12 protein-coding genes are annotated in these 13,251 nt (G+C 63.8%); 7 read left to right on the top strand and 5 right to left on the bottom strand.

Going from position 1 to position 13,251, the window contains the following annotated elements:
• The first annotated feature begins 3 nt into the window (after nucleotides 1–3).
• A complete protein-coding gene (locus ACMCNM_RS12745) occupies nucleotides 4–660 on the top strand; it encodes a pentapeptide repeat-containing protein (RefSeq protein ID WP_412764492.1) in 657 nt (218 codons plus the stop codon).
• 177 nt (nucleotides 661–837) lie between these two features.
• On the opposite strand, the gene ACMCNM_RS12740 is transcribed toward ACMCNM_RS12745, so the two are convergent.
• Both ACMCNM_RS12740 and ACMCNM_RS12735 read right to left on the bottom strand, forming a co-directional pair.
• Complete coding sequence (locus ACMCNM_RS12740) at nucleotides 838–1,476, bottom strand: response regulator transcription factor (protein WP_099453851.1); 639 nt, start codon at nucleotides 1,474–1,476, stop codon at nucleotides 838–840.
• Entirely contained in the window at nucleotides 1,476–2,750 is a 1,275-nt protein-coding gene (locus ACMCNM_RS12735; RefSeq protein ID WP_412764491.1) for a histidine kinase, read from the bottom strand. Before ACMCNM_RS12735 ends, ACMCNM_RS12740 begins: the two co-directional genes overlap by 1 nt.
• A 164-nt stretch (nucleotides 2,751–2,914) precedes the next feature.
• Between ACMCNM_RS12735 and ACMCNM_RS12730 the strand changes: the two genes are divergently transcribed.
• The 6 genes from ACMCNM_RS12730 to ACMCNM_RS12705 all read left to right on the top strand — a co-directional run bounded on the left by ACMCNM_RS12730 (nucleotide 2,915) and on the right by ACMCNM_RS12705 (nucleotide 8,180).
• Complete coding sequence (locus ACMCNM_RS12730; protein ID WP_085273804.1) at nucleotides 2,915–4,102, top strand: ABC transporter substrate-binding protein; 1,188 nt, start codon at nucleotides 2,915–2,917, stop codon at nucleotides 4,100–4,102.
• Nucleotides 4,103–4,132: 30 nt separating this feature from the next.
• On the top strand, nucleotides 4,133–5,122 hold the full coding sequence (locus ACMCNM_RS12725) for a YVTN family beta-propeller repeat protein (protein WP_186683037.1): 990 nt from the start codon (nucleotides 4,133–4,135) through the stop codon (nucleotides 5,120–5,122).
• Nucleotides 5,119–5,865 (top strand): ABC transporter ATP-binding protein, encoded by a 747-nt coding sequence (locus tag ACMCNM_RS12720; protein WP_186683039.1) that lies wholly within the window; start codon nucleotides 5,119–5,121, stop codon nucleotides 5,863–5,865. The genes ACMCNM_RS12725 and ACMCNM_RS12720 overlap by 4 nt, the downstream gene beginning before the upstream one ends.
• Entirely contained in the window at nucleotides 5,865–6,656 is a 792-nt protein-coding gene (locus ACMCNM_RS12715; RefSeq protein WP_412764490.1) for an ABC transporter permease, read from the top strand. The genes ACMCNM_RS12720 and ACMCNM_RS12715 overlap by 1 nt, the downstream gene beginning before the upstream one ends.
• A 240-nt stretch (nucleotides 6,657–6,896) precedes the next feature.
• Nucleotides 6,897–7,457, top strand: a complete 561-nt coding sequence (locus ACMCNM_RS12710; RefSeq protein ID WP_412764489.1) for a PQQ-dependent catabolism-associated CXXCW motif protein — start codon at nucleotides 6,897–6,899, stop codon at nucleotides 7,455–7,457.
• A gap of 57 nt (nucleotides 7,458–7,514) precedes the next feature.
• Nucleotides 7,515–8,180 carry a response regulator gene (locus tag ACMCNM_RS12705; protein WP_027596434.1) on the top strand — a complete coding sequence of 222 codons (666 nt, stop codon included), beginning with the start codon at nucleotides 7,515–7,517 and terminating at the stop codon, nucleotides 8,178–8,180.
• On the opposite strand, the gene ACMCNM_RS12700 is transcribed toward ACMCNM_RS12705, so the two are convergent.
• The 3 genes from ACMCNM_RS12700 to ACMCNM_RS12690 all read right to left on the bottom strand — a co-directional run bounded on the left by ACMCNM_RS12700 (nucleotide 8,177) and on the right by ACMCNM_RS12690 (nucleotide 13,212).
• Nucleotides 8,177–10,480: a NahK/ErcS family hybrid sensor histidine kinase/response regulator gene (locus ACMCNM_RS12700; protein ID WP_412764488.1), complete on the bottom strand. Its 2,304-nt coding sequence runs from the start codon at nucleotides 10,478–10,480 to the stop codon at nucleotides 8,177–8,179. The two genes, ACMCNM_RS12705 and ACMCNM_RS12700, sit on opposite strands and share 4 nt — an antisense overlap.
• Nucleotides 10,410–11,573: a nitric oxide-sensing protein NosP gene (gene nosP / locus ACMCNM_RS12695; RefSeq protein WP_412764487.1), complete on the bottom strand. Its 1,164-nt coding sequence runs from the start codon at nucleotides 11,571–11,573 to the stop codon at nucleotides 10,410–10,412. The genes ACMCNM_RS12700 and nosP overlap by 71 nt, the downstream gene beginning before the upstream one ends.
• A gap of 451 nt (nucleotides 11,574–12,024) precedes the next feature.
• Nucleotides 12,025–13,212, bottom strand: coding sequence for a porin (locus tag ACMCNM_RS12690; protein ID WP_027596431.1), 1,188 nt, complete (start codon nucleotides 13,210–13,212; stop codon nucleotides 12,025–12,027).
• Nucleotides 13,213–13,251: the final 39 nt, after the last annotated feature.

Below are 13,251 nucleotides of genomic sequence, written 5' to 3'. Positions count from 1 at the left end.
CACATGAATTACCTGCCCTTTGCCCTGCTGTTGCTCCTTGCCCCTGCCCTGGCGGTGAATGCCGACGACGACAACGATGCCCCCTTGACCGTCAACGGCTGCGTAATTGCCGAAGGCAGCCAGTGCCCGGGCGCCAATTTGCGTGGCGCCAACCTGGCCAACCAGGACTTGCGCAAGATGAACCTGGCCGGCGCTGACCTGCGCGATGCCGACCTGCGCCATGCCCGCCTGGACCTGGCCAACCTGGAAAAGGCCCGCTTGCAGGGCGCCAACCTGACCCGCGCCAGCCTGCAGCAGAGCAACCTGCGGTTGGCAGACCTGAGCCATAGCACGCTGATTGCCATTCAAGGCTGGGGGCTGTTTGCACAGGGGGCGCAGTTCGAGAAGGCGGACCTCAGTGCGGCGTACCTGCAGTTCGCCAGGCTTTCCGGGGCGAACATGCACCAGGCCAACCTGCGGGCGGCGGACCTGGAGATGGCCTGGCTGAGTAAAACCGACCTGCAAGGGGCCAACCTCGGCGATGCCAACCTGCAGGAAGCCAAATTTGGCCAGAGCAACTTGGCGCAAGCCGATCTGCGTGGGGCGCGGCAGCATTATGGGAATTTTCAGGAGGCAAATATGGAAGGGTGTGCGGGATGCCCTGAAACCTGGGACAAGTGAGCGCAGCCAGTCTGCAGCGACTCGGTCACCTGTGGGAGCGGGCTTGCCCGCGAAGAAGGCGACTCGGTGCCTGGCACCGGCTTCGCCGGTGTTCGCGGGCAAGCCCGCTCCCACAGGGGCCCTGCTAAATCCATGAGTCATGTGTTTGTCTGAGGCCCGGACAACCACCACAAAACCTCACCCCGCCACCCGTACCACCCCCAGATCGATCCCCAGGTGCACCAGCTCAGCGTGGGAACTCACCTGCAACTTGCTCTTGAGCAAGGTCAGGTGATTGGAAACGGTCTTGGCACTGATGCACAGCTGTTCGGCAATCACCCGCACCGGGGTGCCCTTGGCCAGCATCACGAAAATCTCCAACTCGCGCTGGGTCATGCGCTGCAACCGCGGGTCGCTGGCGTTCTGTTGCGGTGTGCAGGCCAGCTGTGTAGCTAAAGGCTGCTCGATATAGGCATGCCCGGCCAACACCCGTTGCACCGCCTCGATCAACACCTGGGGCGCCGAATTCTTGGTCAGGTAGCCCGAAGCCCCCGCCTCCAGGGCCTGGCGCACCAGGGGCAGCTCATCATGCATGCTGAAAAACAGCACCCGCAGCTGCGGCAGGCGCTGACGCAGCCGGCGGGTGGTCTCCAGGCCGCTGATGCCGGGCAGGCCGAAGTCCATGATCACCAGGTTCGGCACTTGCTCCTGAACCCGCACCAGCGCCTCTTCGCCACTGGCGGCCTCGCGCACTTCCATCGCCGGCAGCACCGCCCGCAACAGGCTGGCATAACCCTGGCGCACCACGGCGTGGTCATCCACCAATACGATATTCATCAGGCCTCCATGGGAATGTTCAGGGCCAACGCCCAGCCGGCACCCGGGCGACTCAGGATGCGTAATTCGCCGCCCAGGCTGCGCGCGCGCTCGGCCATCGAATGCAGGCCAACGCCGGGCCGCTGGGGCTGGCTCGCGCCGCAGCCGTTGTCACGCACCAACAGGCGCAAGCCCTTGGCACTGCGTTGCAGACGCACCCGCACCTGGCTGGCGCCGGCATGCCGGGCAACGTTGGTCAACGCCTCCTGCAGCAGGCGATACAAATGCGTTCTACTGGGCCCAGGCAGCACCGGCAGGCGCTCACCGACCCGCAAACGGCAATCGATGCCTTGGCTGGCCTGCCATTGGCTCACCAGCACACCAAAGGCTTCGGCCAATGGCACGTGTTGCAACGCCACCGGATACAAGTCGTGTACCAAGGCACGAAAGCCCTGCTGCAGGCGTTCGCAGTTAAGCTCCAAGGCTTGCGCGGTCTGCTCCACCACCGTCGGCTGGCCTGCCACCATGCGTAACAGGCAGACCTGGGCGCGGATACCCGCCAGGTACTGCCCGAGGTCATCGTGCAGGGCCTGCGCCAGGTGGGTGCGTTCCTGTTCCTGTACCGCCAACAGGGTTTGGGTCAGCTGGGCATTATCAGCCCGGGTCTGCTCCAAGGTCGCGGTCATGCGGTTGAAATGCGCCGCCAACTGGCGTGCCTCCGGCAGGCCGGATTCGCGCAGGCGAGTGGTCAACTGCCCACCCGAGACCTGGCGCAACGCACGCAGCAGTTCATCCAGCAGGCTCATGCCGCGCCGCACGGCCCAGCGTATGGTCAACAGGCTCACGAGCAAGGCCAGGCCACACAAGCCCAGCAACTGCTGCAGGGAATCCCGGACTTCGTCGATTTCATCCCGCGCATCCACGGCGATGAGTACCCGGCGCCCCTCGCTCAAGTCCAACAAGCGGGTGCTGTGGCGGCGATCACCGAACAGCTGGCGCCCCAGCCAGGCATCCAGGCCGGCCTCCCGCGGCATCTGCGCGGTTTCGCCCGCCGCCAGCCAGTGCACCCGCACGTGGCGCAGGCGCTGAGTCAGCCGCGGTTGCAGGCTCGCCGGGTCGCGTTCGGCCGTGTCGGCGAGGTACGCCACCACAGCTTCGGCAGACTGCAATTCGCGCTCGACATCGGCCACCGCCTGGTGCAGCAGCAACCCGCCACAGGCCAAGGTGACCAAGGCGAAAAAGAACGTGACCCACAGGTTGATCCGCCACTGGGCCGACAGGTTGATGAGGCGCATTGGGCAGTTTCCTCCGGGTGAACGCGGCCAGGGCTGCGACCCATCGTAAAACCGAGGCCTTAGCGGTGATTTACTACCTTGGTACTGGCCGAGCGCTACTTTCTGCATATTTCCCCCTCCCGGCCGGCTTCCTATGCTGGCGCCATCTGCCGTGGAGTGCGTTTATGCGCCAGCCTGCCCCTCTTGCCCTGACCTGCCTGCTGGCCCTGGCCACGGCACTGTGTTCGGCCTTCGCATCGGCCGCCCCGCCAGAGCAGCAATTGCAGGTGCGCATCGGCTACCTGGGCTATCGCCCCGACCCCGGCCCGCTGCTGTCCAACATCATCCCCGAGCCCGCCGACGCGGGGCTGCAGGGCGCCGAGCTGGCGATTGTCGACAGCAACAGTACGGGGCGTTTTCTCAAGCAGGCGTTCACCCTTGCCAGCACCCACGTAGACAGCCCCGAGGCCCTGCTGCAAGCCGCCAAGGCCCAGCATGACCAGGGCCTGCGGCTGTTTGTGGTGAACGCGCCGGCCGCCAGCCTGCGCGCGCTGTCTGCCGCCCTGCCCGACAGCCTGCTGTTCAACGCCGGCAGCCCCGACGACAGCCTGCGCAGCAGCCAGTGCCTGGGCAATGTGCTGCATAGCCTGCCCAGCCGCGCCATGCTGGCCGATGCCTTGGCGCAGTTTCTGGTACTGCGTAAATGGCAACGGGCGTTGCTCGTGGTCGGCCAGACCGAAGACGACCAGGCCTACGCCGCGGCCCTGCGCCGGGCGGTGAAGCGCTTCGGCGTGCAGCTGGTGGCGGAAAAAACCTGGCGCTTCGACAACGACCAGCGCCGCAGCGCCCAAGCCGACATGCCACTGTTCACCCAAACTGCCGAGTACGACGTAGTGCTGGTGGCCGACGAACGCGGTGACTTCGGCGAATACCTGCCCTACCAGACCTGGTACCCCCGCCCCGTGGCCGGCACCCAGGGCCTGACCCCCACCGGTTGGCACAAGACGGTAGAAACCTTCGGCGCGGCGCAGTTGCAAAAACGCTTCGAAGCCCAGGCCGGACGCTGGATGAACGACCGCGACTTCGCCGCCTGGATGGCCGTGCGCAGCATCGCCAGCGCCGTCAGCAAACTGCGCCAGGCCGAGCCACGCGCCCTGCAGCAACTGCTGCTCAGCGACCAGCTGCCGCTGGATGGCTTCAAGGGCCGCAAGCTCAGCTACCGCCCTTGGAACGGCGAGCTGCGCCAACCCATCCCGCTGGTTCAGCCACGCGCGCTGGTCAGCACTTCGCCCCAGGAGGGCTTCCTGCACCCTTTCAACGAAATGGACAGCCTGGGCTTCGACAAGCCCGAAGTGACCTGCGGCTACCCCTGAAACCGATAATCACAAAAAAAGGATTCCGCCATGCGTCGCCCCCTTTGCTACCGGCCTGTGCTTTTCCCCACCCTGCTGGCCGGCGCGCTGGCGCTTGCCAGCGGGCACGCCAGCGCCGCCACCGCCTGGGTCTCGAACGAGAAGGACAACAGCCTTAGCCTGATCGACCTGCAAAGCCTGGAAGTTACCGAGACCCTGCCCGTGGGCCAGCGCCCACGTGGCCTGCTGCTGTCCCACGACAACAAGCGGCTGTACATCTGCGCCAGCGATTCGGACCGCGTGCAGGTGATGGACGTGGCCACCCGCAAGATCATCAAGGAGCTGCCCTCCGGCAAAGACCCCGAGCAGTTCGCCCTGCACCCCAATGACCGCTGGCTGTATGTGTCAAACGAAGACGACGCACTGGTAACGGTGATCGACACCGAAACCGACAAAGTGCTCGGCCAGATCAACGTCGGCATCGAGCCCGAGGGCATGGCGGTAAGCCCCGATGGCAAGTGGGCGGTCAATACCAGCGAAACCACCAACATGCTGCACTGGATCGACACCAGCACCCAGACCCTGGCCGACAGCACCCTGGTGGATCAACGGCCGCGCTTCGTCGAGTTCAACCAGGATGGCTCGCGGCTCTGGGCCTCGGCGGAAATCGGCGGTACGGTGACCATTCTCGACGTGGCCACGCGCCAGGTGCTGAAAACCCTGAACTTCCAGATCAAGGGCGTGCACCCGGACAAAGTCCAGCCGGTGGGCATCAAGCTCAGCGCCGATGGCCAGTACGCGTTCGTCGCCCTGGGCCCGGCTAACCATGTGGCGGTGATCGATGCCAAGACTTACGAAGTGCTGGACTACCTGCTGGTTGGGCGGCGCGTTTGGCAGCTGGCGTTCACCCCAGACCAAAGCCAATTGCTGGCCACCAACGGGGTCAGCGGCGACGTCTCGGTGATCGATACGAAAACCCTCAAGGTGCTCAAATCGGTAAAGGTCGGGCGCTACCCCTGGGGCGTGGTGGTCACGCCATGAATACCCTCGACGTCAGTGACGTGAGTTTCGCCTACGGCCAGCGCGAGGCGCTCAAGCACGTGGGGTTCAGTGTGGCGCCTGGGCGTTTTGCTGCGTTGCTGGGCCCCAATGGCGCCGGCAAGTCGACCTTGATCGCACTGCTCACCCGGCTTTACGACGTGCAACAGGGCGACATCCGCGTCTGCGGCTGCTCGTTGCGCAACGCGGCGCGCCCGGCGTTGCGACAACTGGGCGTGGTGTTTCAGCAAAGCACCCTGGACCTGGACCTGAGTGTCGAACAGAACCTGCGCTACCATGCCTCGTTGCATGGCCTGTCGCGGCGCCAAGGCAACCTGCGGGTCGAGGCCGAACTGGCCCGCCAGGGCCTTGACGAGCGTCGGCGCGAGCCCGTTCGTGCGCTGAATATCGGGCACCGGCGCCGGGTGGAAATTGCCCGCGCCCTGCTCCACCAACCGCGCTTGCTGTTGCTCGACGAAGCCAGCGTCGGCCTCGACCCGGCCAGCCGCCTGGCGCTCAACCAGCACCTTCGGCACCTGTGCCGCGAGCAGGGGCTGAGTGTGCTCTGGACAACACACCTGCTGGATGAGGTGCAGCCCAGTGATGACCTGCTGATCCTGCACCAGGGGCGCCTGGTGGCCAGTGGCACCGCCGATGCCCTGACCCAAGCGCACGGCGGCAACCTCGACAACGCCTTCGCGCGCCTGACCCGCGCGCCCGGCGCCACCCCAGGAGTGAAGGCCTGATGAACGCCTACTGGCAATGTTTCAACGGCATCCTGCTGCGCGAATGCCTGCGGTTCGTGTTGCAGCGCACGAGGTTTCTCAGCGCCCTGGTACGCCCTCTGCTGTGGTTGCTGGTCTTTGCCGCCGGGTTTCGTGCGGCCCTGGGCATAGCGATCATCGAGCCCTACGACACCTACATCCCCTACGAGGTGTACATCATCCCCGGCCTTGCCTGCATGATTCTGCTGTTCAACGGCATGCAGGGCTCGCTGTCGATGGTCTATGACCGCGAGATGGGCAGTATGCGCGTGCTGCTGACCAGCCCCTTGCCGCGGGCGTTTCTGCTCGGCAGCAAACTGCTGGCGACCTCGTTGATTTCCCTGCTACAGGTTTATGCGTTTCTCGCCATCGCCTGGCTGTATGGCGTGCGACCCCCGGCTGCGGGGTTGTTGCTGGCGCTGCCGGCCTTGTTGCTGGTGGCCTTGATGCTCAGCGCTCTGGGGCTGTTGCTGTCGAATGCGATTCGCCAGTTGGAGAACTTTGCCGGGGTGATGAATTTCGTGATCTTCCCGTTATTTTTCCTGTCCTCGGCGCTGTACCCGCTGTGGAAGATGCGCGAGGCCAGCCAGTGGCTGTATTGGCTGTGCGCCCTGAACCCCTTCACCCACGCCGTGGAACTGGTGCGTTTCGCGCTGTACGAACGCTTCAATCCGCTGGCGCTGGCGGTTTGCCTGGGCCTGACCGTGCTGTTCACCCTGCTCGCGATACTGACCTTCAACCCCCAGCACGCAGCGCTGCGTAAGCCGCGCTGACAGCTTGCGCTGTCACGCAGAGAACAAGGGTCATTGTGGGAGCGGGCTTGCCCCGCGAATGAGGCCACGCGGAGCATGGCACCGGCTTCGCCGGTGTTCGCGGGGCAAGCCCGCTCCCACAAGGTACTCATCAAGCGCTTGACCACCTACTACTTTAGTACTGGCTTTACTGTCTATCGTCGCATTCACAAAGCACCGCCGCTGGCATGTAATGGGCCTATAACAAAAAGGATAAACCCCATGCCTCGTGCCCTGCCCAGGCTGCCACGTGCTTTGCTGGCAGCCCTTTCGCTGAATCTGCTGCTGGGCGTCGCCCAGGCCGGCACCACGCCGCTGTTTTCTGCCGAGGGGTATCGCACCACCCTCTACCGCAGCCCGACACCGCACCAGGTCGAGGGCGCCCAGGTCATCGACACCGCCACCTTGCAAAGCCTGCTGGGCCAGCACCCCAAGCCGGTGCTGGTCGATGTGTACCGCCGGCAATGGCTGCAAGGCCGCTTCATCGAAGACGAACCCCACGCCAACCTCCCCGGCAGCCACTGGTTGGCCAACACCGGCGACGGCGAGCTAAGCCCGGCTTGGCAAGACTACTTCGTGCGCCACCTGCAAAAAGCCACCGCCGGCCGCCTGGAGCAACCGCTGGTCTTTTACTGCCGCTCTGATTGCTGGTTAAGCTGGAACGCGGTAAAACGCGCAGCATCCCTGGGCTATAAGACGTTGTATTGGTACCGCGACGGCCTGGACGCCTGGGAAGCTGCCAACCTGCCATTGCAGCCGGCCCAGCCAGAGCCCTTTCCCTGAACTCACTACCGGTAAACGCGTGCGCGCCCCATCCAATAAAAACGAGGTGAAAAGGCCATGTACAAAATTCTGATTGCCGACGATCACCCACTGTTTCGCGAAGCCATCCACAACGTCATCAGCGATGGCTTCCCAGGCAGCGAAGTCATGGAGACTGCCGACCTGGACAGCGCCCTGGCGCTGACCCTGGAACATGACGACCTCGACCTGATCCTGCTCGACCTGAACATGCCCGGCATGCACGGCCTCAATGGCCTGATCACCCTGCGCAACGAGGCACCGACCACACCGGTGGTGATTGTCTCGGCCGAGCAGGAAAAACAAATCGTGCTGCAGGCCATCACCTATGGCGCCGTGGGTTTCATCACCAAGTCCTCGCCACGTTCGCAGATGATCGAAGCAATCGAGCAGATCCTCACCGGCAATGTCTACCTGCCACCCGACATCATTCGCGCCAACAAAAGCAGCACCAGCCGGCGCCAGAGCGATACCCCAAGCTTCCCACCCGAGATGCTCCAGGCCCTGACCCGCAAGCAGTTGCTGGTGCTCGAGCGCATGACCAAAGGCGAGTCGAACAAGCAGATCGCCTACACCCTGGACATCGCTGAAACCACGGTCAAGGCCCACGTTTCGGCGATCTTGCGCAAACTCAACGTGCACAACCGGGTGCAGGCCATCCTCAGTGCTGGCGATATCGACTTCGGCGACTACCTGCGCCGTTAAAGTGGCTGAACGGGGCTGTTGGCCAACAAATGGCTCATCGCAGCCTTGAGTTTCATTGGCCGCACCGGCTTGTGCATCAGGGTGTGGCCCCGCTCGCGGATCTGTTGCTTAAGTTCGTTGCTGTAGTTGGCGGTGATCATCAATGCCGGAATCGGCACGGCGCGGCGGGCACTGATCCTGGCCACGGCATCGACACCATTGCAGTCGTTGTCCAGGTGGTAGTCGGCGATCAACAGGTCGGCTTCGGCGTGGTAGTTGTCCACCTGCCGCGCCAGGTCTTCCTCCGACAGCGCAGTGACCACCCGGCAACCCCACCCTTCCAGCAGGGTGCGCATGCCGGCGCAAATCGCCGCATCGTTATCCAGCACCCACACCCGCGCACCGCGCAGGCGTTCGAGCATCGGCTCGCTGATGGCCAGGCTCGGCGGGGCCTTGGGCGCCGTTGCGCTCAGCGGCACTTCGACGGCGAACACCGAGCCTTTGCCGAGCCAGGAACGCACCCGAATCCGATGGCCGAGGATGCCCGCGATCTTTTCCACGATCGCCAGGCCCAGGCCCAAGCCACGGTCTTGGTCCGGGCGCTGTACATCGCCCCGTTTGAACTCCTGGAACATTTCGTCCAGGCGCTCTTCGGCGATGCCGATCCCGCTGTCCCAGACTTCGATCCACAGGCCCCGGCGCTGGCGCCGACAGCCCAGCACCACGCGGCCGCTGCGGGTGTAGCGGATGGCATTGCTGAGCAGGTTGCGCAGGATCCGCGCCAACAGCTGGATGTCACTGTGCACCAAGGCCGAACAGCCCACGAAGTGCAGTTCCAGCCCTTCGCTGCGCGCCACCTGGGCGTATTCGGCGGCCAAATTGTCCATCAGTTCGCTAAGGGCGAAGGGGGCGATATCGGCCTTGATCACCCCGGCGTCAAGCTTGGAAATATCCACCAGGGTGCCTAACAGGTTTTCCACGTCCTCCAGGGAATTACTGACGTTGCGCACCAGTTGAACGCTCTGGTGCGGCTCGCGGCGTTCGAGCAACGCGCTGGTGAACAGCCGCGCCGCGTTCAGGGGTTGCAGCAGGTCATGGCTGACCGCAGCGAGAAATTTGGTTTTCGACAGGTTGGCCTGTTCGGCCTCTCGCTTGGCCTCGCGCAACCGTGATTCGGCCCGGCTGCGCTCATCGATCTCGCGCAGCAACTGGTCGTTGAGGCTGGTCAGCTCGGCGGTGCGCTCGCGCACCCGTTGTTCAAGATTCTGGTATGCCTGGTGCAGCGCCTCGGCGCTCTTGCGCCGCTCGGTAATGTCGCGGATCAACACGAAAATCCCCACCACTTCGCCATTGGCCAGGCGGTTGGGGACGTAGGAGCGCAGCATGTAGCGCTCCTGGCCGTTGATGTTGTTTTCGGCAAACTCGAAGGTCACGCTCTCGCCCGCCAACGCGCGCGCCACGTAGGCCTCCAGGCGTTGGTAATGCGATTCGCTGTGGGCCTCGCGCAGGCTTTGGCCCAACATCACGCCGCGGGGCCAGCAGTACCACTCCTCGTACACCTTGTTGGTGAACTCGTAGACCAGGTCGGCATTCAGGTAAGCAATCAGCGCTGGAACATGGTCGGTGATCAGGCGAATCAGTTGCGATTTCTGCGCCACCGCCTGCTCGCGGCGCAAGGTCTCGCTGAGCTTGACCTCGGTGATGTCGGTGAACAGGAACACCCGCCCGCCTTCGCAAGTAGGCCGTTCGCTGACTTGTAGCCAGCGCCCGTTCTGCAGGCGGTACAGCAGGTGCTCATCGGCCGGCCCGCGGGGCTCTTCGGTGAACACCCCGCTGGCGGTCATCAGTTGCTTGACCTCGGCCAAGCGCATGCCGGCGATGATCCGCACCCGGCTGTTGGCCCAGAACGCCTTGAAACGGCTGTTGCACAGCACGATGCGCTGGTTCTGGTCGAACAGCACGAAGGCGTCGGAGATGCTTTCGATGGCGTCGATCAAGTGTTGGTGGGCGGTCTCGGCCCGCAGCCGCGCGTCGCTGAGCAGGTGGTTACCAGCCTTGAGCTCGGCCATGGCCTGGTTGAGGGCGTCGGTGCGTTCGCGGACCTGCTCAGCCAGCACCACCGAGTGCTGGAATGCCGCGTAGGGGTCGTTGCCGCGGGTCACGCCCGACTCGACGCGTTCGATCAGCGCAGTGTTGATGCGCTGCAGCTTGCGGTTCTCGTGCTGCAGCCGAGCGACCTCGGCCTGCAGTTCAGCGGCTGACGGGTGGCCGGTTGCGGGCAATGGCGACCCCGGTGAAAGTCTGGTTGATATGCATGCCATTGAACTGTTCTCCATAGGTGTTGAAGCCCATCACCCGCTGCTCGCGCAAGAACGCGCCGACCTGCTCCAGGCCGTCGCGGGCTTCCAGTTCCAGGCGCCGCAGGAAACAGTCGCAGCCAATGGTCAGCAGCAAGGGGCCCAGGCGCTGGTGCAGCCCGTCGAACAGGGTGTGCAGCTTTGGCAACAGCGGGCCCGGTGTCATGGCCGTGAGCACGATGCCGTTTTCCACCGCACAGTAGAAACTCAGGCTCAGGTCCGGGTGTACCTGCTGGATTGCCCGGACGTAATACTGATCGTGAATTCGCACCGCCAACGGGTGGGCAGCGAATACCCGGTGATCGAGCTCGGCCACCGGCACGCCGATGTGCCGGGCGTATTCCTCGGCAGCGGGTTCGGCATTGAGTTCGAAGACCCGCCGCTGAGCGCTGTCGGCGCCGGTCACCACCAGCTTTTCATCACGCGGCAGGATGTGGTGCGTGGTGAACACTTCAAAGTCGAGCCAGGTATTGACCAGCACCACTACCGCCGCGCCGCTGTGGAACGCCCCGCCGAAGTACACATGGGTACGGGTCAGGTAGTTGTCGTCGCCGGCCGACCCGCCGAAATGCGGAATGTCCCCCAATGCCGCGCTCAGGGCGCCAAGGAACATCTCCTCACGGCTGGACAAGCCGTCGAGCAGGGTCAGGGCAAAGCTGTGGCCTTTGATCGGCGCGAGGGTATTGCTGCGGCAGGTGCCGACCAGCCGTTCGACCATCTGCTGGGCGTCGATCAGGCTGAAGCGTTCCATTTCATCGATCAGTTCGGTGGCGATGGAAAACTGCCGATGATCGAACCCCAGCGCCGTCACGCAGTTACGGCCGTAGCCTAGCGGGGTGATTTCGCCGGCACTGGTGCAGCCCACCAGGCGAATGCCGCCGAAACCCTGTTCCAAGGCCTCGCCCAGTTCCTGCAGGTCGTATTCGGCAGAACAGAAGAACAGCACGAACCCCAGGTGCGGGTGCAGCAGCTGCCGCGCCAGGTCCTGGGCTGCAAGCCGCGCATCGGTTGCCTGGGACATGGCGCTGACCACACCATCGTTCTGGGCCTGCTGCATCGTGGTCTCCGGCGCGGGTTGTCTGAAGGTTGAGTGTACGGAGGACGTCCCGGAGGGCGAATGCTACTTGGGTAGCGGGTAGGCGGTTCCATGGGTGTAGGCGTTGGTTGTAGGGGCCTTTTCTGGCGGGCGATGGGGTTAGGGCTTGTGGGGGCCTGCCTTGGGGGTTGTGGTGGGGCGCAGATCGAGCGCCGCCCGCGCGGCGCATCGCGAGCAACGCTCGCTCCTACGTTTGTTTCGGGCCAATTATTCCTGGGAGAAATGCGCGCGACTGTCTTGCGCATGGCGCGATATTGCGTCTGACAATCAAGGCGGTCGCGCGCAAATGGCACAGGCCTCACTGGCCCGAAACAAACGTAGGAGCGAGCGTTGCTCGCGATGCGCCGCGCGGGCGGCGCTCGATCTCATGGGCGCAGAAAATGCCGAGGCGAACACCTCGCCCGCCAAAACGCTACCAGGTCAGCACCGCCCCCAATGCAAGGGTATCGGTGTCTTCGTTCTGGTCGCTGGTGTCATGCCCATCAATGGAAAACTGGTTGTACTCGGCCACCAACGTGAGGTTGTCGTTCACGTCATGAAACAGCGCCACACCGCGCGTCTCGTAATCCGCGCCGCTGCCCACCACGCCGTTGCCATCGTCCTTGGTCTTGCCGTAGGACAACGCCAGGCGGTTTTTGCCAACTTTGTACGACCCTTGCAGCAGGTAACCGTCGCTGTCGACATTGCGCAGGGTCGGCTCGCCGGCGTTGTTAGTGAAGAACGGGTTGATACCCTTGGCCTGGAAGCCGGAGCCGGTGAGAGACAGCCCACCCATCTTCGCCTGCACGCCATAGCCGACACCTTTGGAGGTAATCGACTTGACCGTCGAGTCGGTGTTGTCCGAGGTCTGGTAGCTGCCATTGATCCAGCTGTAGATCTTGGCGCCGGCCAGGTCGAACTGGTAGGTGATCTCGCTCTCGGTGCGGGGGTTTTCCTGATAAGCCTTGCCGGTCGGGCTACTGTCGTTGGTGTCCACCGGGTCCATGATGCCCACCGCCACGCGCAGGCCCTCCATCACCGGTGTGCGGTAGGTGATCTGCGAGGTGGGGAACGGGTACGGGTAACCGCTGCCGATGTTGCCGAACGATACCCCGCCGCCGTCCACCAGCCCCAGGCTGTCACTGACCTGGCCGTAACCGGCAAGCAGCTCGTCCAGCAGAATGTTGGAACGCGCAAACAACCCGAAGTCCTTGCCGATCAGCACCTCGCCCCACTCGGGGTTGGCCACGGTGCCGTAGAACTGACGCACGTCGATGGCGGTGTCAGTGCCGTTGGTTTCGCTGTCGTTGATGGTCACCCAGAACGAGGCACGCGCCCCGAGCTTCAGGTCATCCACCTGTTTACCCATGTTGAAGCCCAGGTAGTTGGGCAAAAAACCCATCTTCACCCGTGACTGGCGGCGGTCGAATTGATCGCCCGCCCGGTCGACATCACTGTTGACGTAAAAGGCATTGATGTAGCCGTCGGTGGAAAACGTGGTCTGGTCCTTGTCGTACAGCATGATCTCGGCCTCGGCGACGCCGCTCAGGCCCAGAGTTGAAAGGCTGGCGATGACAGCCGTCAGGATACGAGGCGATAGTTTCTTATTGTTGTTGTGCATGACGCGCTCCAAAAACGTGGGCTCGGTGTTGGAGGCGAT

The organism is Pseudomonas sp. NGC7, assembly GCF_047159675.1.
Lineage (GTDB): Bacteria > Pseudomonadota > Gammaproteobacteria > Pseudomonadales > Pseudomonadaceae > Aquipseudomonas > Aquipseudomonas kermanshahensis.
The sequence above is the reverse complement of the archived record's forward strand: the minus strand, read 5'-3'. Positions and strand labels throughout refer to the sequence as shown.